The sequence below is a fragment of the Microvirga subterranea genome (assembly GCF_003350535.1).
Taxonomy (GTDB): domain Bacteria; phylum Pseudomonadota; class Alphaproteobacteria; order Rhizobiales; family Beijerinckiaceae; genus Microvirga; species Microvirga subterranea.
The window spans coordinates 16,181-38,611 of the sequence record NZ_QQBB01000014.1 but is presented as its reverse complement, the minus strand read 5'-3'; the positions used below and the strand labels follow the sequence as shown (position 1 = coordinate 38,611).

The window sequence follows — 22,431 nt, the reverse complement described above, 5'->3', positions numbered from 1 at the left end:
GCCGGGCCGGCGCTCTCGCCCTGCGAGCCGATTGTCGATGCATTCTGCGAGAGAGCTGTTGCGGGAGTTTTGCTTCTCATCCTTGAGACCCAGCAAACCTTTCGGCTCCGACTGCTTCTCCCAGGGAATCCGGAGCATAACGTGGCCAGGCGCGTCATCCTCATCGCCGTCATCGGGCTTGTTCTCGCCGCGGCTCTCTATGCGTTCTACCATCGCTCATCCGGAGGAGCTCCCGCATCAAGGACGGCAGCAGGTCCGCCGCAACAGCCGCCGCCGGAGGTGGGGATCATCGTCGCCCAGCCTGCGGAAGTTCCCTATCCGGTTGAGTACGCTGGCCGTGTTGCAGGGTACCGCGACGTCGAGGTTCGCCCCCGTGTGGGCGGGCTCCTGCTGAAGCGTGAGTTCGAGGAAGGTGGGCGGGTCAAACAGGATCAGGTGCTGTTTCGCATCGATCCCGCCACCTATCAGGTGGCCTTGAGCCGGGCCGAGGCCCAGCTTCTTCAAGCACAGGCCGCCCTCCAGCAGGCCGAAGAGAATTTCGGGCGCATCGAGCCGCTCGCCCGGCGCGGCGTCTCCACGGAGGCCCAGCTTGCGGAGGCCCGTTCACAGAGGGATCAGGGACGGGCAGGGGTGCAGCTTGCCCAGGCGGAGGTGGAAAACGCGAAGCTCAACCTGAGCTATACAACGGTGACCGCGCCGGTCGCGGGCATCACGGCCCTCCAATCGCCGCCGGAAGGGGCGCTCATTCAGGCGCAGCAGACACTTCTGACCACGATTTCGGTCATAGACCCTGCCTACGTCAATTTCTCCGTCACGGACGAGGAGGCGCGTGCGTTCCGAAACCTGAACGAGCAGCGCGAACGTCCTATCACGGAGAAGGACCTGACCGTTGAGATCCTGATCGGCCAGAGTGCAACCTATCCCGACAAGGGCAGGATCGATACGGCGGCCCAACGAGTCGATCCCCAGACGGGGACCATCCAGGTCCGGGCCATCTTTCCGAACGCGGATGGGGTCCTGCTGCCGGGCCAGTTCGTCCGGGTCCGGCTTTACGGGGTGACGGTCCCGCAAGCGATCGTGGTGCCGCAACAGGCCGTCAGCCAGGGGCCCCAAGGGCCGTCGGTCTATGTTCTCGGGGGGAACAATGTTGCTCAAGTGCGCCCGATCCGTCTCGGTGCGGAACTCGCGTCCGGATGGATCGTGAGCGAAGGCCTCCAGGGCGGCGAGCGCGTGATCGTCGATGGCGTGATCCGGGTCCGTCCCGGGCAACCGGTTCGCCCTTCGTCCGTAGCGGTCGAGCGGAAGGCCGAGCAGTCCCCGTCGGCACCCTCGGCCCAGCCTGCCGGAGCCAGGCCATGATCTCGAAGTTTTTCATCGACCGGCCGATCTTCGCTTCGGTTCTGTCCATCGTGATCGTGCTCGCCGGGTTGGTCGCGATGCGGGTCCTACCCGTCGCCCAATACCCGGAGATCGTTCCGCCCCAGGTGGTCGTCTCGGCGACGTATCCGGGCGCGAGCGCCCAGACGATCGCCGAAACGGTCGCAGCGCCGCTCGAGCAGCAGATCAACGGCGTCGAGGACATGATCTACATGCAGTCGACCTCGACAGGGTCCGGCACCATGAACCTGTCCGTCTACTTCCAGACGGGCACCGACCCGGACCAGGCGACGATCAACGTCAACAACAGAGTCCAGCGCGCCACGGCGGTCCTTCCGGAGGAGGTCAGGCGCCAGGGGGTGACGGTCTCGAAGCGATCGTCATCGATCCTCCAGATCGTGGCGTTGTCTTCACCGGACAGGCGCTACGACCCGATCTATATTTCCAATTACGCGCTCATCAACATCATCGACGAACTAAGACGCACGCCTGGAGTCGGCGACGCATCGCTCTTCGGCGCATCCGACTATTCGATGCGGATCTGGCTGCGCCCGGACAAGGTTGCTCAGGTCAATCTGACGCCCGGAGACATCGCTGCCGCCATCAGGGAGCAGAATGCCCAGTTCGCGGCAGGTCGGTTCGGCGAGGAACCGATGACCAGCCGGCAGGCCTTCACCTACTCGGTCACGACGCAGGGACGCTTCGCCGATCCCAGGGAGTTCGAGCAGATCATCCTCCGGTCCGACGAGAACGGAGGTGCGTTGCGGCTGAAGGACGTTGCCCGGGTCGAACTGGGGTCGCTGAACTATTCGACCGTCTCGACGCTGAACGGAGCACCGACGGTGCCAATCGGCGTCTATCTCCAGCCCGGCGCCAATGCTCTCGAAGTGTCCGCCGCCGTCGACGCGGTGATGCAGCGGTTGTCGCAGCGTTTCCCCGATGGCTTGCGATACGACGTGCCCTACAACACGACGCGGTTCATCGAGGTATCGGTGGAGGAGGTGATCCGAACCTTCATCGAGGCCATCGTGCTGGTGGTCGTGGTGGTCTTCCTGTTCCTCCAGAACTGGCGCGCCACACTGATCCCCATTCTGGCAGTGCCCGTGTCGATCGTGGGCACATTCGCGGGAATGTACCTGCTCGGGTTCTCGATCAACCTCCTGACGCTGTTCGGCCTGATCCTTGCAATCGGCATCGTCGTCGACGACGCGATCATCGTGCTCGAGAATGTCGAGCGTATCATGTCGACCGAGGGAAAAGGCCCAAGGGAGGCGGCAATCCAGGCCATGCAGGAAGTGAGCGGACCGGTCATCGCCGTCGTGCTGGTCCTCTGTGCCGTGTTCATTCCCGTCTCCTTCCTGGGCGGCCTTGCGGGCGAGCTGTACCGCCAGTTCGCGGTGACGATTGCAGTCTCAGTGGTGATCTCGGGCATCGTGGCGCTCACGTTGACGCCTGCCCTCTGCGCCCTCCTGTTGAAAGAAGGGCACCGCGAGCCCTGGATGCCGTTCCGGGTGTTCAATCGCGGATTTGACTGGATCACCAGCCGTTTCACCGCTGGCACCGCCTTCTTCCTCCGCCACGCGCTGATCGCTGTGGTGCTCATCGCCGGCATGCTCGGAACGACCTGGTGGTTGTTTCAAAGGGTGCCCGGCGGCCTCGTGCCCGCTGAGGATCTGGGCAACGTCTTCGTCGTGACAGCGCTGCCGCCGGCCGCCTCGCTCGACAGGACACTCGATGTCACGGCGAAGGTCAGCGAGGAGCTTATGAAGAACCCGGCTGTAGCGGATGTCGTCACCATTGCCGGTTACGACTTCCTGTCCGGCGCCCAGAAGACGAATGCCGGGATATCCTTCGTGACGCTTAAGGACTGGTCCGAGCGCACCGATCCGCGCCTGGACGCCCGCAATCTTGCTCCGTCGTTTGCTGCCATCAATGCGCATTTTCGCGACGGCGTCGTCGTCGGCTTCAACCCGCCGCCCATCATGGGACTCAGCACGACCGGCGGCTTCGAATTTTATCTGCAGGACCGCTCCGGCGGCAGCCTCGAGGATCTCGCCCAGGCAGCCCAGCGGGTGATCCAGGCGGCTGCCCAGCGCCCCGAGCTCTCTGGAGTATCGACCACGTTCAGCACGGGCGTGCCGCAATATCGGATCGACGTCGACCGGGACAAGGCGAAGGCTCTTGGCGTGCCGATCGCGGCGATCTTCGACACGATGCAGAGCACGTTTGGAAGTCTTTATGTCAATGATTTCAGCTTGTTCGGACGCACCTATCGCGTCAGCCTGTCGTCGGAGCCCGAATTCCGGCAGTCGCCCAACGATCTCCGGCATGTCTTCGTGCGCTCAAGCAACGACACGATGGTTCCGCTGAACGTTCTGATCTCGGCCTCGCGGATCGTGGGGCCCGATGTGGTCGACCGCTTCAACGTCTTTCCGGCCGCCAAGATCCAGGGCAATCCGGCTCCTGGATTCTCGTCAGGTCAGGCGATTGCCGCGATCGAGCAAGTCGTGGCGCAGACCCTGTCGTCCGACTATACGATCGGCTGGACCGGCTCCGCGTATCAGGAACTCCAGTCGGCCGGCACCGGTGCGCAGGGGTTCCTCTTCGGCCTGATCATGGTTTTCCTCATCCTGGCGGCGCAGTACGAGCGCTGGTCCTTGCCCTTAGCCGTGATCGCCGCGGTCCCGTTCGCAGTGTTCGGCGCCATCCTGGCCATATGGTTGCGGGGCATCGAGAACGATATCTATTTCCAGGTCGGTCTCGTCACCCTGATAGGACTTGCGGCCAAGAACGCGATCCTCATCGTCGAATTCGCCGCGGAGCATCACAGGGCAGGGGCATCCGCCTTCGAGGCCGCAATGGAAGCGGCGCGCTTGCGCTTCCGGCCGATCGTCATGACGTCGCTCGCCTTCATTCTCGGCGTCGTACCGCTCGCTATTTCCTCCGGTGCGGGCTCCGCGAGCCGACACTCTGTCGGGACGGGCGTCATCGGCGGAATGCTGGCCGCGACCTTCCTCGCGATCCTGTTCGTGCCGCTCTTCTTCAGGGTGGTGACGCGGACCAGGAAACAATCCAGAGCAGAAGCCCAACTGCCATCCGCATCTGCCGCCAAACCGCTGGCCGAATAGGCGCACCCCCACCTCACAAAGAGTGAAGCCTGTCCTGGGTTCAGGCTGTATAGGGGCGACGGTTGTAATGCCTCCACAGCGCCTTCAGAAAGTCAACGTAAGGTTGGCGAGTGTCCTGGTATGAGTTCCTCAGGGTTTGCCTGAGATGTTCCTTCTGATCCTTGTCCATGTTGGCCTGGTCGAGATTGAGAAGGGCAACCTCGTGATGCAAGTCGATGTCGCAGATCTTGTGCAATACATCCTTGATCGGCGCATTCAGGCCGGATGAATGCTCGCCAACCCAGAAATTGGCATTGCTGTTCGCCATGATCTGCTCCCTTATTCGAATCAAGTGTTCATGAATAAAGCTTAGCCAGATCTTCATACCCCTCCGCATGTCGGCAGGATACGGTGTACGTGTACTTACTCCGGAGGGATTATCCCATCAGCGCCTTTGATTAGTCACTCTGGCGGTGGCGGGAGCTGCGATCAATCCTACGCATCCAACCGTCGCGGGCGATTGCATGGCGACATGATGCAACAGATCCGCTATTCAGGGCGCATGAGCACCGAGATTGCCGCCATCAAGGAACAGCTGCTGGACCAGTGGCAGAAGATTGCCGTCGACCTGATCAAGGGCGGAGTTCCGGCCGAGATCGTCTTCGAGACGATGCTGACGGTCGGGTTGGCCGGTCAGGTCGAGATCTACGGGAAAGATCCCGCCGTCGCAAAGCTGACGGCGATCGCCGAACACCTTTCGGAGCAGGCGAGGCTTGAGAAAGAGGCTCTTCGAGAGGCCTCCTCCGCGACCAAGAACTAATCCGAACCCCGATCCGCTGCCGTTCCCTGAGCCGATGCCAAGTGATGGCCTACCGTTGACCGTGCTTGGCGCTCAGGAACAGATCCTTGTATTCCCGCGGCTGCGAGCGCCAATACTGTTTCGGCGCATTGACCTGGGCTCCGAGCTTTGCAGCGGCGTGCCAGGGCCAGCGTGGGTCGTATAGCATTGCGCGGGCGAGAGAGACCGCGTCGGCCTCGCCGTTGGCGATGATCGCCTCCGCCTGCTCGGGCTCGGTAATCAATCCAACCGCAATCGTCGGAAGGCCCACCTCGGCCTTGACGCGCTGGGCATAGGGCACCTGATAGCCAGGCCCAAGCTTGATCGCCTGCGCCGGCGACAGACCGCCCGTCGTGGCATGAATCGCAGCACAACCCCGGCGCTTCAGCTCCTTTGAGAGAGCGACGGTTCCTTCGATGTCCCATCCGTTCGGAACCCAATCCGTGGCGGATATCCGCATCCAGACCGGACGATCGGCAGGAAACTCCGCCCGGACAAGCTCGAAGATCTCGAGCGGGAAGCGCATGCGGTTCTCGAGGCTGCCGCCATATTCGTCCGTTCGCTTATTGGCGATGGGCGACAGAAACTGATGCAGAAGATAGCCGTGGGCCCCATGAATCTCGATGCCGTCGAGGCCAAGTCGAGCGGCCCGGCGGGTCGCCTCCACGAAATCGGCGCGCACCTTGTCGAGCCCGGAGCGGTCGAGCGCGTGCGGGACGTCCTCGCCCTCCGAATGGGGAACGGGTGAAGGAGCGACCGTCTTCCAGCCCCTCGGTTCATCCGGACGGATTTGAGTTCCCCCATCCCAGGGCGCTCGACTTGAGGCCTTGCGACCGGCATGTGCAAGCTGAACGGCGACGGGCATGGGCGAATAGGCTCGCACGGCTCTGAGCACGCGCGCGAGGGCCTCCTCGTTGTCGTCCGAGTAAAGCCCGAGGTCATCGGGTGAGATCCGCCCCTCCGGCGATACGGCCGTTGCTTCGAGAATCATCAGGCCTGCGCCGGACAAGGCAAGGTGGCCGACGTGGATCATATGCCAGTCGCCCGCCTTTCCGTCCTCTGCCGAGTATTGGCACATGGGCGCAATGATGATGCGGTTATCCAATTTGAGGTTGCCGATCAGCAGCGGGTCGAAGAGATGACTCACGAGTCTTTGCTCCGTTTGATGCGGTCGAAATCTAGGGCGTAAGCGAGCCTAGGTCATCTGTCGTGTGCGAACGTGGAACGAAACGGGATTTTCGTCCCCACGCATTCAGTGGATGCAACACCCGGCTTCGACCTCTCGACCCGGTGAGTTCCAGGCGCCATGAGCCCCTTGAGAAGTAACTCCGATGCTTCGTTCGACCTTACCTATACGGAGATGATGAAGACTCGGCCTTGAGGCAAAGATGTGATCTGGCGAGACCGGGACGCAACGTCCGAGAGGTTCGATGGGATTTTACGATAGCCAAGTCCAGAGCAGATTATGGCGCCCTGAAGCCTCCACGGGCGAGATCCGAACCGTCACCGTTCGTGACGCCGACGAGCTCGCACCGCATTGCGACGCTTGGCATGCGCTCGCCTGGAACGCTCCCCAGCGCCTCGGGACGCTGCTGCCCGCCTGGGCCGATGCAGGATTTCGGCATGGCCCCGAACCGGGAGAGCGCTGGCTCTGCATCTTCGCCTATGAGGGAAGCCGTCTCATCGGCGTCCTACCGCTCATCAGTGGGGCTCATCCGCTGCTGGGCTATGCCCGCCCGGTTCTTCGGACGTGCGACAGGCATGTTCTGATCGAGAAGATCGTCCTCGCGCCGGATCGGGCTCATGTGGCTCTGTCAACCCTTCTTGGGGAAGCGCGACGGCAGGTTCCGGACCACCTTGGAATCGACCTGATCGGGCTTCGCAGCGGCTCCCCCGTGCTGAAGGCGCTGGAACAGGGCGTTGAAGGCTATCGTGCCCATCCTGGTTCCCGAGTGCTGAACTCGTTTCTCGATGTCAGAGGTGATTTCGAAGCCTACCTTTCGACCCTGGGCCAGATGCGGAAGAACCTCAGGCGGTACCGGCGCAAGCTCGAGAGCCGCGGCAGCGTGCAGGTCGAGATCAAGCGCAGTGGATATGCCGACGAGGCATTCCTCGACGAGTTCCTGCGCCTTGAAGCGTCCGGCTGGAAGGGCAGGGGCGGGACCGCTATCCTCCAGAACGACAATTCCCACGCCTACCACAGGACCCTCGTCAGGAATTTAGCGGGATCGGGATGTCTCGAATGGTATGCGATGCGGGTTGACGGGCATCTCGTCGCTGCCCGCTTCGTGGTGCGGTGCGGATCGGCTCTGATCCTGCCCAAGATTGCGTTCGATGAGGATTATGCCGATTGCCGACCGGGGATGCTTCTGACGGGCGAACTCTACAAAGACGCCTTTGCCCGTCCGGAGATCGAGGAGGTCAACCCCATGAGCAGCGCCGAGGCACATCGCTTCTGGCACATGCCGCAGGACGAATACACGACGGTCCATCTCGTTCGAGATTCAGCCATTCCGGTGACGTTCCAGCTCTCCCGGGTCAAGCTGCGCTCGTTCTACCGAGAGCATGTTCGGCCGCGCATTCCCGAGGTCGTCAGAGAGGCTCAGCGTCGGCTCCGGCGCCGCGGAGAGCTGAGGCCCCGTCGCGCATCCGAAAGCCGCAACGTTCAAACCACCAACGATCGACGTGACGAGGATTGATGGTCGCCCCCATGCGCGAGAGGCAGGCTCGGTTTGGGCCCGCACAGAGCAAAGATCTGGGCCGCGGCAGTCTAGCGAACGCTGTACGGTCGATAAGGAACCTGCGGTCGCATCCGTTCATGCGGGGCCTGGCGGTGGTGGTCGGCGGAACGGCCGCCGCTCAGGCGATCACCTTCGCTTTCTCCCCTGTCATCACCCGTCTCTATGGGCCCGAAGTTTTCGGAGTGCAGGGGATATTCCTGTCCATCGTGGGAATTGTCACCCCGTTTGCCAGCCTCGGCTACGGGGGCTCGATCGTTCTTCCGGCATCCGACGGCGAAGCCCGGGCGCTTTTTCGCCTGTCCATGATCATCAGCGCAGCGATGTCCGCTCTCTCCGCGATCGTCGTCGGGATCTTCCATGCCGAGATCGCCGATGCGATCGGCTTCACCGCCGCTTCATCGCTTCTTTTCCTTCTTCCCATCGTCGTTCTGATGACGGCGATCGCTCAGCCGTTCCACCATTGGCTCGCCCGCAAGAAGCAGTTTGCGTCGCTGTCACGGATCTCTATTGCCGAGGCCGTTCTCGTCGGCACTGGAAAGTCCGCCGCTGGCGTCGTCGCAGCGACGGCACCCGTGCTGCTGGCCTCGGTCGCCATTTCCGGGGGGCTCAAGGTCTGGCTGATGTGGCGCAGCGCCAGGAGCACGCTCCTCTCGAGCGAGGCTTGCGATCGTGCCGAGCCTGCTGCCGAAGCTGAGGCTTCACTCCGGAGTGCGGCCTATCGCTTTCGGGACTTCCCGCTTTTCAGAGCACCCCTGGACTGGCTCAATGCCGCCTCCTACGGCATCCCCTCACTCATGCTTGCCTCGCTGCTTGGGCCGGCCGCGGCGGGCTTCTACGTGCTTGCGTTCCGGGTGGTCTCTCTGCCGATCACGATCATTGCCGCCGCGGTCGGAACGGTGTTTCTTCCGAGAATCGCCGAAGCGAGCCACCGATCCGAGCCCCTGCGACCTCTTCTTCTCAAGGGCACTGCGGCCTTGGCGGCTTTCGGAATCGTGCCCTTTGGCATCATGATGGTCTTCGGGCCATGGATCTTCAGCTTCGTCTTCGGCGCCGACTGGGCGCCGGCTGGAGAATATGCCCGCTGGCTGGCGTTGTGGTTCTACTTCATTTTCATCGGCGCGCCATCGACCCAGGCCTTTCCGATCCTAGGGCTGCAAGGCCATTTCCTCGCCTATGAGGTCGTGGTCACCATCCTCCGCACGGCTTCTCTGGCGGTGGGAGTTCTTCTTCTCCGAGACGAGATGGCGGCCATCGCTCTGTTTGCGATCGTTGGCGTCCTCGTCAACGTGGCACAGATCCTCTGGTGCATCCTGAGCTGTGACAGGCGTCTCCGGAGCACGGCTTGATCCTGTACACTTCACGAACATAGGCATCCGTAAGCTCTTGCCTTTTGGCCGCCACGTGCTTTGCTGCCTCTCATGCCTGCTCCTCTGGTGGAGATTGGCGACACTTTGAGCCGGAGATCATCATGGATGGCTATGCCGACACATACTATGCCCGCACGCTTTCAGAGGCCGGCGCGCACCCGGCGCTCTCGGGCGCGCATGAGGCAGATGTCGCAGTCGTCGGCGGAGGACTTGCAGGACTGACGGCCGCACTGGAGTTGGCGAAGGCAGGTCGCTCCGTCGTAGTCCTCGAGGCTGAGCGGATAGGGTGGGGTGCTTCCGGACGAAACGGCGGGTTCGTCGGCCCTGGATATGCTACCAGCCACGCGCATATCACGCGCATGGTGGGCCGGGATAACGCCCAGCACCTGCACAGATTGTCGATAGAAGGGGCTCAAATCGTCGAGAACAACATCAGCAGTCTGGGTTTTGCGGACCAAAAGCTCGTCCATGGGAAGCTGAGCGTACTCCGCTACCATGATCCCGACGGGCTCGCCCGTCGGCGCGACCTGATGGAGAAGGAGTTCGGATACCGTCTCGACCTGATGTCCACGGAAGAAGTCCGAACCGTGCTGAAGTCATCGAAATATTATCAGGCTCTCCACGACCCGGCAGCGTTCCACTTTCATCCCCTGAACTATTCCCGATCCCTCGCCAAGGCCCTTGAGAGCCTCGGCGCGAGGGTGTTCGAGCGCTCGCGTGTGGTTGCGACCGACTTCGACAGTGCTGAGAAAGTCATCCGAACCTCCGATGGGGAGCTGCGGGCCCGCGATGTGGTCCTGGCCTGCGGCGGGTATACTGACAACCTCGTGCCACGCCTCCGCCGCAGCATTCTTCCCATTGCGACCTATGTGCTCCTCACGGAGTCGGCGCCGGACCAAATTGCCGAGGCGGTGCGCACGCCGAAGGCGATCAGCGACAATCGCAGAGCCGGGGACTATTATCGCCTCGTCGATGACGGAGCACGCCTTCTCTGGGGCGGTCGCATCACCACGCGCACTTCGGAGCCGCGACGGCTCGCCGAGATGATGCGTCAGACGATGGTTTCCACCTACCCACAGCTCAAGGGCGTTCGGGTCGAAACGGCCTGGTCGGGACTCATGGCCTATGCACGCCACCTCATGCCACTGATCGGACGGATGCAGCCCGGAATCTGGTACGCATACGGCTTCGGCGGGCATGGCATGAACACCACTGCGATCGGCGGGAAGGTCGTTGCCGAGGCTATCCTCGGCAAGACCGATCGCTACAGGCTCTTCGAGCCCTTCGGCTTGGCGTGGAACGGCGGCCCGTTCGGGACTGCGGCCGTGCAGCTGACCTACTGGACCTATCAGGCGATGGATCTCGCCCGTGAGCGGCGCTCCGCCCGAGCAGCCTGACTCGCTCGCTCCTAGTCATGCCCGAGGCGCAGGCGACGCTCCAAGAATCGGCTGTAGGCTCCCATCCCGTAAGAGAACACCAAATACACGAAGGCTGCGAAAAGGTAGCCTTCCATCACGGCGATACCGACCCAGTTCGGGTCCTGCATGGCCGTCCTGATCGTTGAAAGGAAATCAAGGAGACCGATGATCGTGACGAGCGTCGTATCCTGGAAGAAGCCGATCGAAATGTTCACCAGCGGCGGAATGGCGATCTTGAGCGCCTGCGGCAGCACGACCAGCCGCATCGCCTGCCAGTAGTGGAGCCCCATGGCGTTGGCGGCTTCGTGCTGACCGCGCGGAATCGCCTGCAGGCCGCCGCGGACCGCCTCCGCAATATAGGCGGCGGCGAAAATGATGATCGCGATCTGCGCGCGGAGGAGTTTGTCGATCGTCAGGCCATCCGGCATGAAGAGGGGCAGCATCACCGACGCCATGAACAGGATGCTGATGAGCGGAACGCCGCGGATCACCTCGATGAACACGATGGCGAGGACCCGGATCGCCGGAAGCTTGGATGAGCGGGCGAGAGCCAGGACGACTCCGAGCGGGAATCCGAAGGCCAAGCCCACTGCGGTGAGCAGGAACGAAAGGGGCAAACCGCTCCATTGCGTCGTCGGCACGTAGCGCAATCCGAAGAGGCCGCCGCTGATGAGCAGCCCCGTCGCGAGAACGGTGACACCCCAGAGAGCGAGCAGGCGCCGATCCCAGAAACGCGGGATCATCGTCACCGCGATGGCCGCCATGAACAGACCCATCGCGAGAATGACACGCCAGTGCTCCTCGTAAGGATAGACGCCAAACAGCATGAAACGGAGCTTGGCTTCATAAAAAGGCCAGCAGGCGCCTTGCCCGGCTTTGCAGGCCTGGGGCCCGCCCTCCGTCACGGCCCGCGTGACGAGCCACCCATAGGCGCCCTTTGCAGAGAGCCAGAGAAGTGTCAGACACGCGAGGCTGATCACCGCGTTGATCGGTGTTCCGAAAAGCGGCTTGAGAACTCTTCCGAAACCACCGCCCTCCGTAGGCCGTCGCTCGCTCGGGAGCCTGAGCTGAGCTTCAGCCAGATCTGTCGCTGTCGTCATGGCTTAGCGTTCCTTCAGTGCGACGCGGCTGTTGTACCAGTTCATGAACACGGAAATCGTGATCGACAGGCCGAGGTAGACGAGCATGAAGATCGCAATTCCCTCGATGGCCTGGCCTGTCTGGTTCATGGTAGTGTTCGACACCATCACGAGATCCGGATACCCGATGGCGATCGCGAGCGACGAGTTCTTGAACAGGCTCAGATAGCTGCTCGTCAGGGGCGGAATGATCACGCGCAAAGCTTGAGGGATGACGACGAGGCGCATCGTTCTGCCGTCGCTTAAACCGAGAGCACGGGCAGCCTCCCATTGCCCCTTCCGAACCGAGAGGATCCCGCTTCGAACGATTTCCGCGATACCGGCCGATGCGGAAAGGGCCAGGCCGACGAGCAGGGCAACGAACTCCGGCTTGAGCTGTGCACCTCCGGTCAAGCGAAAGCGGCCCTTCTCAGGCAGGCTGAATGCGAGATCCGGCTGGAACAGCAGGATCGCAAGCAAAGACGGCGCAAGCAATGCAACGGCAACAAGAGGCCACGTGACCCGCTCCCGCCCCGTACGAACGCGCTCTGCGACTATGCGGCGTCGGACGAAGACAGCAAGAATGCCACCGAGAAGCAGGGCAGCGAGGGCAGCCGTGTGTGCACTGCTCCAGTTCAGCGAAGGGACGGTAAGGCCGCTGTTGCTCAAAAAGACATGCGGGAGGAGTTCCCATGCGTCGCGGACCGAGGGCAGGCTGGTCACGATCAATGCGTACCAGAGAAAGAGATACAGAAGCAGCGGTACGTTGCGTAGTGCCTCGACATAGAGAAATGCCAGAAGCGCCAGGAGCGGATTGGAGGATAGTCGTGCGATTCCGACGAAAAATCCAATGACCGTTGCAAAAACCACTCCCCAGGCCGAGACCCAGATCGTGTTGGTAATTCCGACGAGAATGGCCCGACCGTAAGTGTCGCTAGGCTTGTAGTCGATCAGTGTCTGGCTGATGACGAATCCTGCTTCACGCGACAGAAAGTTGAAGCCGGTCGCAATGTTCTGCTCGGCCAGCTTCTGGGAGACGTTCGAAAACAGGTAGAGCCCGAGGAAGACGACGCTTGCAACAGCGACGACCTGATAAATGATGGCTCTGACGCGCAGGTCATAGAGGAGCCTGGTTCCACTCGACGCATCGAGGCGCATGATAATCCTTCCCGGTATCAGCGACAGAGACGCGGGCAGCTTGAGAGCCGCCCGCGCCGTCCTAGGATTACCGGAAGGGCGGCGAGTAGAGGAGGCCGCCCTCGGTCCAGAGCTTGTTCGGACCACGGCTCAGGCCGAGACGGGTCTTGGGGCCGAGGTTGCGGTCGAAGACCTCCCCGTAATTGCCGACCATCTTGATGATGTTGAAGGACCACTTGTTGTCGAGACCAATCATTTTACCGAAGTCGCCCGAAACGCCGAGCATTCGTTGAACCTCCGGGTCCTCGCTCTTGAGGTGATCCTCGACATTCGCCTGCGTGATTCCCTTCTCTTCCGCCGCAATCAATGTGTACACGGACCAATTCAGAATGTCGCGCCAGTTGGGGTCATTCTGCCGGATGGCGGGCGCGAGCGGCTCCTTCGAAATCGTCTCAGGCAGGATCACGTACTGCTCGGGATCGTTGGCAATCGCACGAACAGAGGCAAGATCGGAACGATCCGTCGTCGTGGCGTCGCAACGTCCGGAGAAGAAGGCATTCCGCCACTCATCCGAGTTCTCAAACACGACCGACTCGTACTTGATGTTCTTCGGGCGGAAATAGTCCTCGAGATTCTGCAGCGTCGTCGTTCCGGGCAGAAGGCAAATCGCGGCGTCGGAGAGTTCCGCTGCACTCTTAACGTTCAGCTTCGCCGGCACCATCAGGCCCTGACCATCGTAGAAGACGACGGGGCCGAAATCGAGGCCGAGGGATGTGTCGCGGGTGTAGCTCCAGGTGTTCTGGCGCGACAGGATATCAACTTCGCCTGATTGGAGCGCCTGAAAGCGCACATTCGTATTCAACGGCACGTATTCGACTTTGTCAGGATCGGCGAAGACTGCAGCCGAGACCGCTCGACAGATGTCCACGTCGAAGCCTCGCCGAGCGCCCTTGTCGTCCGCGTAGGAGAACCCAGGAGCGACAGGAGAAACGCCACAGAGGATCTTGCCGCGCTTCTTGACCGTGTCGAGGGTCGACTGTGCGGAGGCGGGAGCTGCCGCGAGCGCAGCTACACCGGCAACAAGTCCCATCGCGAGCCAACGAGTAACGTGCTTTGATTTCGACATCGTGTTCCCTCTTATTTGTGCGCTTTATGAAGCGCTAGCACTCAAAGCTAGACCCGAAAGATCGGAGGTTTCAAGCGTAGATTTCGCAAAGTAATCCCTTTCGAAGTCTTCACTCCTGCGACAGGAGCATGCCGAAAGGTGCCGACACATCAGCACTGCCTCCAAGGCTGCATTCTCAGATGCTCGACGGATGACCCCTACGGTCCGGGAGTCGCCCGAACGGGTTAGGCGAGCGTTCGGGCTTCAGGCGGAACGTACTCCCCTGCCGGTTCCCTCATCCCCTCCGGCGGAGACGATCAGCTCCCCGATAGGGGTGATCCATCTATCCCGTTCTCCGCGCCCTGGCCTGCATAGGTCTACGCTCAGCATCGTTCCACTGAAGCATTCTCATCAACGTCGAGGTCATGATCGAACCGGAAAGACGCGTGGGCTCAATTCATCGAGATGGCGACCGGCCCAATCGCGCTGCGGAGCCGCTGCAATCGCTTCCGCCTGACCCCTTCGCAGCATTTCGATATCCTCGCCGATGTCGAAGTCGAGAACCTCTCCGTCTCGGACGACCTGCCGCCCGTCGACATAGACGTCCTTGATGGCGCGGTCGTTCGCCGAATAGACGAGGCTCCGAATGGGCTCGTAATCCGGCTGCATATACGGATTGGTCATATCGACCACGGAGAAGTCCGCCTTGCAGCCGACAGCCAGACGTCCGAGGTCCGGACGACGGATCATATCGGCCCCGATTGCAGTCGCCGCCATGAAAGCGTCGCGCGTGCTTGCAGCCGTGAAGCTTCCCGCCACGATGCGGCCGGCGTAACAGGCCATTCTAAGCTCATCCAGCATGTTGTGCGGGAAGCTATCGGTGCCGATCCCGCAGCGGATGCCGGCATTCATGTAGCGGCTCAGCGTGTTGAGCGCGATTCCGCGACGCGCGAAGACCACTGGGCAGTGGGCCACCTGGGCGCCGCTGTCTCTGAGGCGGTCGAAGTCATTGGCATGCGGCCAGTGAATCCAGGGGTGGTCGTTGAGGAAGATGCAATGTCCGATGATCGTATCAGGTCCAAGTGCGCCGATCTTCTCCAGCCATTCGATCGGCGTGGCGCCATATCGGCGCATGATTTCCTGGAACTCCACGATGCTTTGCGCCGCATGGATCTGGATCGGCTGGTTGCGTTCCCGGGCGGCATCGAGAGCATCCCGGATCTGTCCCTCGGTGCAGGTGTCGATCTGCGCGGGGCCAATGAACCCGGTAATCCGGCCGCTCGGGTGCTTGGACGCAGCATCCGCGATATCGATCGCCTCGCGAAGCAGGCGATCGCCCGCTGCGGGATCAAGATCGTATTCCACCGAGTGCCCGTTGCGTGTTTTCCAGGGCCCCGACCGGAACATGCCCCATAGAACGGCTCTGATGCCGGTCTCCGCATATTCGTCGGCCCAGCTCTCGCGAGGACGGCCAAGATCACAGATGGTGGTGACGCCGCTCTTCAAAAGCTCCGACACGGCGACCCGAAGGGCAGGGCGCGTGTATTCCGGGCCGATCTGAAAGACCGGCATGAATTCATAGAGAGAACTCTGCCCAAGCCGCGGGCTGCCCAACTCCTCCAGCATTCCCTTCCAGCCGGGTTCATGCCCCGGATGGCTGTGGACATCGACGAAACCAGGCATCAGCATCATTCGACGCGCGTCGATCTCCACATCGGCAGTGCCTGAGTAGTCTTTCCCGACGTGAATGATCTCATCGCCACGGATCGCGAAATCTGCGTCGCGCAGGTATACGTGGGATTGCGATGGCTCATCCCAAGCAATGATCCAGTCGCAATCCTTGAAGAGAGTGATGGTGTTATGGGCCATTTTTGTTTCCGTCGAGACAGGTCAGAGATTCAGAAGTGAAGTAGAGTCAGTCGAAGATTGTTGTGTGCATCCAAGGCAGCTCCGGCTCTCACGTGCCTTGAAGTCGAACGCGTCCTACGGCCATCACGACCGCGGCCTGCGTCGGCTCTACCACCGGCACGCCGACGGCTTGCTCAAGGGAAGCCCGAAAGCGCGCCATGCCCGCACACCCCATGACGAGCACATCCGCACCATGAGTGTCTCTCAGTGCTTGTCCGACCTGGACCATACGCCCGAAGGTACGTTCGTCATCTGCAAGCTCTGCCACTCCGAGACCGATCGCAAGATCACCCGCAAGACGCTGTGTAACGCCCATGGCGCCGAAGTAGCGCAGGTGCCGGGGGATCGAGGTCGGCAAAATGGCGATGACGCCAAATCTCTGGCCGAGCGTCAGTGCCGTGAGAACCCCACATTCAGCGATGCCCAGCACTGGGCGTCTGCTCTGCTCCCTCAAGGCGTGAAGTCCGGGATCTGAAAAGCACGCAATGACGAAAGCTGCCGCATGGTCCTCGAGCTCTGTGGCCTTGCGAAGCAATGGTGCGACGACCCCGTCCACGTCCCGCTGAGATTGAATGCCGGGCGGCCCTTCGCTCAGCGCGAGGCAGGCAATCTTCGGTCCATCGGCGCTTCGCAGCGGCGCTATCGCCGCGTCGATCCCGCGGGTCACCGTTTCTGACGAGTTCGGATTGATGACGTAAATGGTCCGTCCCATGGAATGGCTCAAACCTGTGCGAGCGGAAGAGAGTACGGCGCTAATTTCGCAATCGATCGCGATTGGGGATCCGCCGCTTCGGCCCGGCGAACCGCGCGCTTTTGGGCATCCTGGAGTTCGCGCACTGCACCGTCGTAATCAAGATTACTGATCCGGCCAGACCTGACGACCGGAGATCCATCCACATAGACGTCGCGCACTGCGCGTTCTGCTGCACAATGAATGAGATTTCGCAGCGGGTCGTGGACAGGCTGCATCGCAGGGTGATTCAGATCGACCAGGACCAAATCGGCCTTCGCACCCTGGCAAAGGCGGCCGATATCGTCACGTCTCAAAGCCCTCGCTCCTCCGACGGTGGCAGCCTCGAAAAGTGTTCCGGTGTCGAGATCGTGCACAGAACGGCCAGCGATGCGGGAACATATCATCGCTTCCCGCAACTCCTCGAGCATGTTGAACGGATAGCTGTCGGTCCCGATCCCGACATTCACACCGGCGCGTCGATAGGCGCCGAGGCTCTCCAGGGTCATGCCGCTCCGTGCGAACGTCACCGGGCAATGGGCAACCGATGTTCCGCTGTGCGCTAGACGATCGAGATCGCCGTATATCCTTTGGCGTGTCCATGAGTGCCGGTCGATGAAGATGCAGTGTCCGAGAATGAGATCGGGACCCAAAATCCCGAGGCGCTCGAGCATCGCCGGAGCTGTTTCTCCGGTCCGGCGCAACAACTCCTCGTGTTCGGCCATGGTCTGTGCCGCATGAATCGTAATGGGGATTCCGCGCCGGCGTGCCTCTGCAACAGCCTCCTGGAGAAGCTCCTCAGAGCAGGTCTCGATCTGTGACGGCGTTATGACGGCGTTGATGCGGCCAGAGGAATCTTGCGCCGCTTGATCCAGGAACGCCAAGGCCTCGGCATACCGCTCCCGACCGAGTGCATGGTCCCATTCGTAATCCAGGCGATGGCTGCCGGCCATCTTCCACCGGGCCTCGCGGAATCCAGGAGCCAGATAGGCGCGCAGACCGCTATCCCTCGCGAGCGATAGCCACTTCGAATGAGGTGAGGCGATGTCGAGCAAGGTCGTGACCCCGCTTTTCATCAGGTCGCCCAGCATCACCACCTGACAGGCGGCCTTCGCATCGTCATCGGCGTCGATCAGCGCCGAGTACTCGTATAGCGCGTTTCCCCAGAGTGCGGCCGTGCCGACATCCTCGAAGAGCCCTTTGGCGATCGGTTCGTCTCCCGAGTGGCAGTGGACGTTCACAAGGCCTGGCAGCACCATGAGGCCCGTGCCAGCGATCTCGTCATCGAACGATCCCTGGTAGTGCTCGCCGATATGGAGGATCCCCTTCGATGAGAAGGCGAGGTCGGCATTCTGACGATAGACATGCCGTGACTGCGCATCGTCCCAGGTCACCAGCCACGCGGCGTCGCGGATGACGGTCACTCTTTCGTTCATGGTTCGCTCAATGGTGGCATTTGGGGGAGCAGGCGCGTCACAGGATTCATAGAAGGTGGGCGCCGAAATTGCTGGCGGGATCGAATTCCGGGCTGAGAGTGCCTGTCGGGCGCATGGAAGGTGCGACCTTCCGCAACTGAAGGCGTCCGGAGCCGGGCGAGGCCTGCAATCTTCCGTCCGAGATGATCACTTCGCCCCGACGCAGAACCGTTTCAGGCCATCCCTTAATCTTTTTGCCTGCGTAGGGATTATAGCCGACATTGTCGTGCAGCCCGTCGTCTGTCATGTCGACAACGCGATCTGGATCCCAGATAGCGACGTCCGCGTCAGCGCCCACTCTAATGGCGCCCTTTTGCGGATGGAGGCCATAGAGTTTCGCAGGCGCCGTGGCCGTCAGGTCGACGAACTTCTCAAGGGACGAACGGCCTTCGCTCACCATTGCGTTGAAGAGCAGCGGAAGGCGGGTTTCAAGGCCCGGTAGACCGTTGGCGATCTGCTTGAAGTTTGCCTCCGATCCTCCGGACAACTTGCCCGTAGCATCGTATCGATAGGGTGCATGATCCGATGAGACCAGCTGGAGGTCGCCGAGTTCAAGGCTGCGCCAAAGAGCGTCCTGATCCGCAGTCGAACGGGGAGGTGGACTGCACATCCATTTAGCGCCCTCCAGACCTGGCCTGTCGAGGTCGGAGGCTGTCAGAAACAGGTATTGCGGGCACGTCTCTGCGAAGACCTTGATGCCTTCTCCGCGAGCGCGTCTGATGACCGCCGCGCCCTCAGCCGTCGATACATGGAATAGCATGATGGGCTGGTCAAGCAACTGCGAAAAACGGATCAACCGCTCAAAGGCCTCGATTTCGCAGACCCTAGGATGACTGACGCCATGGTACTTTGGTGCCAGATACCCTCGCGAGACGAGCCTATCGGCCATCCATTTGATCATACCGTGATTTTCGGCATGAGCGCAGACCAGAGCCCCATGCTTTCGAGCCACCATCATGACATCGAGCACCTGTTCGTCCAGAAGACGGACACGGTCGTACGTCATGAAAATCTTGATCGACCGGTGCCCGGCCTCGATCAATTGCGGGAGATCCTGTTCTAGCGTCTGAGGGGTCGGATCAGAAATCCAGAGATGGAACGCATAATCGGTAACAGCGCCCCTCTCCGCAAGCCGGGAGTACTCCTCAACGACCTTCCTGAGACGATCGCCGCGATGCTGGGCGGCAAAAGAGATAACGGTTGTCGTGCCCCCGAATGCTGCGGAGCGAGTAGCCGTCTCGAATGTGTCGGCATTCATCAACCCGCCGCCCGATAGCTGCTCGATATGGCAGTGGGCGTCGACGCCGCCTGGCAGAACAAATCGATCCGACGCGTCGATCTCGTGGCGCCCGTCTGGAAGGCCTTTCCCAAGAGCGGCAATCGTGCCGTCCCGAACGGCGACATCCATGGACGTCACGCCCTCGGTGGTCACCACGTTTCCACCCCTGATCACCAGATCGTATCCGGTCACCACACCCTCCACGGATCGCGGGATTGTATGACAATGCAGCTTGTATACAGTCGGTATTGTAAGCAGACTGGGAAAGCGCCAGCAAGGGAAACTTGTCAGTTGTCAGCCGGAATGGCCCGCGTGGGTGCTCTCGGAGAGGGATGGAGACATCGGATGGATGAGGAAGCTCTTGCGGCGACCCGCGGCCAGGCGGCCTACCATCGCTTGAGAGAAATGATTCTCGACGGCACATTTCCAGTTGGTACGCCATTGCAGGAGAACATGCTCGCCGCAAAGCTAGGAGTTTCGAGGACGCCGGTCCGAGAGGCTTTGGCACAGCTGATCAACGAAGGCCTCGTCTCCCGAATTTCGGGCCTCACCCCAACAGTGAGGCGGTTGTCGGTCGATGAATTCATCGAAATTCTCCACATGCGGCGTCTTCTGGAGATCGAGGCTGCTGGTAGAGCGGCGGAAGCCGGTCAAACGGGAGATCTTCTGATCATACGCGAGCGCATACTCGCCTTCATTTCGGGTGAGCAACCCAGCCCCGAGGAGCATACGGCACTCGATGACCGCCTGCACTCTACTTTGGCGGAGCTTTCAGGCTCCAAGCTCCTGACTCGCTATGTCACAGATCTCCGATCAAAGACGAAAATGTTCGATAAAGGACGTCTTCCCGAACGTTTTCTGCCTGGCAGCAGGGAGCACCTGGCGATCGTTGATGCCGTCCTAGCGCAGCGCCCGGCTGACGCCCAACAGGCTATGCGCGAGCACCTCGACAACGTCCGGGAGAGCATTCTGCGCTACCTGCGCAGGCTCTAGGATATTTTACCAAGAAGGGAAGCGGTCGGTCCGCGCACGCCACATGAGAGGGGGCAGGCGAGGTGATGCGCATCTCGCCTGCAGGGCTCGCTAAGCCGTCGAATGCTCAGCAGTCGGTCCGCTGCTTCGTCGTTGTATCACCGAACTCGTCTGTCTTCTGCTTTGTCGTGGTCGAGCAGCCGACACTTCCCGTCGTATCGACATTGCGGTGCTCGATCGTAACATTCTGCTGGTCTGGGCCTGAAGCTGCGCCGCCAACAGCACCGCCCACGCCTGCGCCCACGGCAGCCCCAACGGGGCCACCGACTGCAGCACCAGCTGCCCCGCCGGCCGCTGCGCCGGCAGCGGCACCTCCAGTCTCCGCAAGTGTAGAACCAGGGAGTATGAGCGCAGCAGCAATCAGAGAATACCCTATCGCACGATACATCAGCCGCCTCCAGATTCTGGAGCGGATCCGTGATCCGCTGCGGAATCAACAGCGCAAACCGGGTGTGGTTTCAGCGCAGCGTTATTCGAGGGTTGTCTTGCTGGCCGAAGCGTAAGCAACCTTGATGCGATCGAGGCCTTCAGGTGTGAGAGGATCGACCCTCAGGATCGGGAAACCTCCACAAGATCGCCGGTGCGAGAAAACGAGGCGGACATAGCCGCCGGTTTCGAGTGGGAGGAAGTACAGCCCGTCGGATTCGCCTGTCAGGAAGCACCGCAGGCCTATATAGAAACTCTCTTCAAATCCCTTGACGGCTTTCCGTACGATCGGGTGCAGGACCAGGGTGATGTTCTTGCTTTCGCAAACTTCTTCGACGCTTTCGAAATTCAACACGCTTGAGCCTCGCTCGCGACATGGCCTTATGCCACTGTGCTGGATCAACGCGTTCGGGGACAAAACGGTTCTCGTTCTGGGGGCCGGCACGTTAGCAACCCGCCTATGAAATAATTCCAACGGCCGCGCTAATGCCCGCCGGCTCGCCTGAGCTACAGCCAATTTGAATTGCCGTGGAGGAAGTCCGGCAACATGAAAGGCCGCTGAAAAGAGCGCTGATTGGCCTATTCCGGTTGAGCGTGATCGGCGAGAGCTTTCAGCAGTTCTAGGCATTTATCCGCGACGACGCGGGGAACACGCTGGTCGCCATCATAGTGGCGCATCGCGACAGCGTTCGCCTGCTCGAAGAGGTCGCTCAGGTTACCCGTGATGAAGGGACGAGCGCTCGGGAAATCGAAGGCCGCCCCTTGGCCGTCACGAATGTCGGCTTGTTGTTCACGAGGCCTGAAGAGAGCCAAGACCTCACAGTGCTCGGCGCCCTTCCTCAGGCTTTCGAACGCGATGATCTCGGCCATACCCACTCCTGTGCCTTCCGTACTCTCGAGCTTTCTACTCTCGGACGGCACGATGGTTCCGACTATTTTGGGGTATCGAGAACTCTAGCCACAACTTCAAAGGATTCCCGGCTCAACGATGCGGGCCTTCCTTGCGGACCATCTCAATGACCGTCCGTCGGCTGATCGACGAGCCGTTTGATCTCAAAGATCATGAGTATCAGGAATGAAGACAGAACGAGGATGTTCAAAACACTCGTGAGAGCCTTCGGACTGACCCCGGAACCGGAGGAGACGAGGGCGAGCAGGATCAGAAACGGAAGACCGAGCGCGATCGCCAGCACGGCGATGAAGGAACGTGGCAGCATGGCTGAGACCATTCGACTTTCGAGAACGTTGCTATCATACAATGGAAAAAGGGGGAGAAAATGCGGCCGAGGGCCCATAGGCTCGAAGTCGATCCTATTATGAGAACGAGTGTGCCGCATTCGTGGCTGCCAACGCAAGCTCGGGAGGAAAATCGG

19 protein-coding genes are annotated in these 22,431 nt (G+C 61.1%); 7 read left to right on the top strand and 12 right to left on the bottom strand.

The features are described 5' to 3' along the window. Nucleotides 1-141 precede the first annotated feature (141 nt). A complete protein-coding gene (locus tag DES45_RS22385; protein WP_114772787.1) occupies nucleotides 142-1,359 on the top strand; it encodes an efflux RND transporter periplasmic adaptor subunit in 1,218 nt (405 codons plus the stop codon). Next, entirely contained in the window at nucleotides 1,359-4,505 is a 3,147-nt protein-coding gene (locus DES45_RS22380) for an efflux RND transporter permease subunit (protein ID WP_114772851.1), read from the top strand. The genes DES45_RS22385 and DES45_RS22380 overlap by 1 nt, the downstream gene beginning before the upstream one ends. 40 nt (nucleotides 4,506-4,545) lie before the next feature. Here DES45_RS22380 and DES45_RS22375 read toward each other — a convergent pair whose 3' ends face one another. Beyond that, nucleotides 4,546-4,812: a hypothetical protein gene (locus DES45_RS22375; protein ID WP_147282479.1), complete on the bottom strand. Its 267-nt coding sequence runs from the start codon at nucleotides 4,810-4,812 to the stop codon at nucleotides 4,546-4,548. 204 nt (nucleotides 4,813-5,016) lie between these two features. On the opposite strand from DES45_RS22375, the gene DES45_RS22370 reads away from it, so the two are divergent. Continuing rightward, a complete protein-coding gene (locus DES45_RS22370) occupies nucleotides 5,017-5,304 on the top strand; it encodes a hypothetical protein (RefSeq protein WP_114772783.1) in 288 nt (95 codons plus the stop codon). 49 nt (nucleotides 5,305-5,353) lie between these two features. On the opposite strand, the gene DES45_RS22365 is transcribed toward DES45_RS22370, so the two are convergent. After that, on the bottom strand, nucleotides 5,354-6,469 hold the full coding sequence (locus tag DES45_RS22365) for an NADH:flavin oxidoreductase/NADH oxidase (RefSeq protein ID WP_114772781.1): 1,116 nt from the start codon (nucleotides 6,467-6,469) through the stop codon (nucleotides 5,354-5,356). 283 nt (nucleotides 6,470-6,752) lie between these two features. Here DES45_RS22365 and DES45_RS22360 point away from each other — a divergent pair, with 283 nt between their 5' ends. From DES45_RS22360 to DES45_RS22350, 3 genes are all read left to right on the top strand, one after another. Continuing rightward, the gene (locus tag DES45_RS22360) at nucleotides 6,753-8,021 is read left to right on the top strand and encodes a GNAT family N-acetyltransferase (protein ID WP_114772779.1); all 1,269 of its coding nucleotides are present in this window, start codon (nucleotides 6,753-6,755) and stop codon (nucleotides 8,019-8,021) included. A gap of 119 nt (nucleotides 8,022-8,140) precedes the next feature. After that, entirely contained in the window at nucleotides 8,141-9,409 is a 1,269-nt protein-coding gene (locus DES45_RS22355; RefSeq protein ID WP_170151605.1) for a lipopolysaccharide biosynthesis protein, read from the top strand. Between the two features lie 122 nt (nucleotides 9,410-9,531). Further along, nucleotides 9,532-10,827 carry an NAD(P)/FAD-dependent oxidoreductase gene (locus DES45_RS22350; protein ID WP_114772775.1) on the top strand — a complete coding sequence of 432 codons (1,296 nt, stop codon included), beginning with the start codon at nucleotides 9,532-9,534 and terminating at the stop codon, nucleotides 10,825-10,827. Nucleotides 10,828-10,838: 11 nt separating this feature from the next. On the opposite strand, the gene DES45_RS22345 is transcribed toward DES45_RS22350, so the two are convergent. From DES45_RS22345 to hydA, 7 genes are all read right to left on the bottom strand, one after another. Further along, entirely contained in the window at nucleotides 10,839-11,948 is a 1,110-nt protein-coding gene (locus tag DES45_RS22345) for an amino acid ABC transporter permease (protein WP_114772773.1), read from the bottom strand. A gap of 3 nt (nucleotides 11,949-11,951) precedes the next feature. After that, a complete protein-coding gene (locus DES45_RS22340; protein ID WP_114772771.1) occupies nucleotides 11,952-13,124 on the bottom strand; it encodes an amino acid ABC transporter permease in 1,173 nt (390 codons plus the stop codon). Between the two features lie 67 nt (nucleotides 13,125-13,191). Beyond that, nucleotides 13,192-14,229, bottom strand: a complete 1,038-nt coding sequence (locus DES45_RS22335) for an amino acid ABC transporter substrate-binding protein (RefSeq protein ID WP_114772769.1) — start codon at nucleotides 14,227-14,229, stop codon at nucleotides 13,192-13,194. Nucleotides 14,230-14,631: 402 nt separating this feature from the next. Continuing rightward, nucleotides 14,632-16,077: an amidohydrolase family protein gene (locus DES45_RS22330; RefSeq protein WP_114772767.1), complete on the bottom strand. Its 1,446-nt coding sequence runs from the start codon at nucleotides 16,075-16,077 to the stop codon at nucleotides 14,632-14,634. A gap of 88 nt (nucleotides 16,078-16,165) precedes the next feature. Further along, the gene (locus tag DES45_RS22325; RefSeq protein WP_114772765.1) at nucleotides 16,166-16,828 is read right to left on the bottom strand and encodes an aspartate/glutamate racemase family protein; all 663 of its coding nucleotides are present in this window, start codon (nucleotides 16,826-16,828) and stop codon (nucleotides 16,166-16,168) included. Nucleotides 16,829-16,836: 8 nt separating this feature from the next. Further along, nucleotides 16,837-18,282, bottom strand: coding sequence for an amidohydrolase family protein (locus DES45_RS22320; protein WP_114772763.1), 1,446 nt, complete (start codon nucleotides 18,280-18,282; stop codon nucleotides 16,837-16,839). A gap of 46 nt (nucleotides 18,283-18,328) precedes the next feature. Then, on the bottom strand, nucleotides 18,329-19,792 hold the full coding sequence (hydA, locus tag DES45_RS22315) for a dihydropyrimidinase (protein WP_114772761.1): 1,464 nt from the start codon (nucleotides 19,790-19,792) through the stop codon (nucleotides 18,329-18,331). Nucleotides 19,793-19,945: 153 nt separating this feature from the next. Here hydA and DES45_RS22310 point away from each other — a divergent pair, with 153 nt between their 5' ends. Further along, a complete protein-coding gene (locus tag DES45_RS22310; protein WP_114772756.1) occupies nucleotides 19,946-20,593 on the top strand; it encodes a GntR family transcriptional regulator in 648 nt (215 codons plus the stop codon). Between the two features lie 508 nt (nucleotides 20,594-21,101). Here DES45_RS22310 and DES45_RS22300 read toward each other — a convergent pair. The 3 genes from DES45_RS22300 to DES45_RS22290 all read right to left on the bottom strand — a co-directional run bounded on the left by DES45_RS22300 (nucleotide 21,102) and on the right by DES45_RS22290 (nucleotide 22,275). After that, nucleotides 21,102-21,413: a hypothetical protein gene (locus DES45_RS22300; RefSeq protein ID WP_114772752.1), complete on the bottom strand. Its 312-nt coding sequence runs from the start codon at nucleotides 21,411-21,413 to the stop codon at nucleotides 21,102-21,104. Between the two features lie 224 nt (nucleotides 21,414-21,637). Then, entirely contained in the window at nucleotides 21,638-21,928 is a 291-nt protein-coding gene (locus tag DES45_RS22295) for a hypothetical protein (protein ID WP_114772750.1), read from the bottom strand. A 143-nt stretch (nucleotides 21,929-22,071) separates the two neighbouring features. After that, complete coding sequence (locus tag DES45_RS22290) at nucleotides 22,072-22,275, bottom strand: hypothetical protein (RefSeq protein ID WP_147282478.1); 204 nt, start codon at nucleotides 22,273-22,275, stop codon at nucleotides 22,072-22,074. Nucleotides 22,276-22,431: the final 156 nt, after the last annotated feature.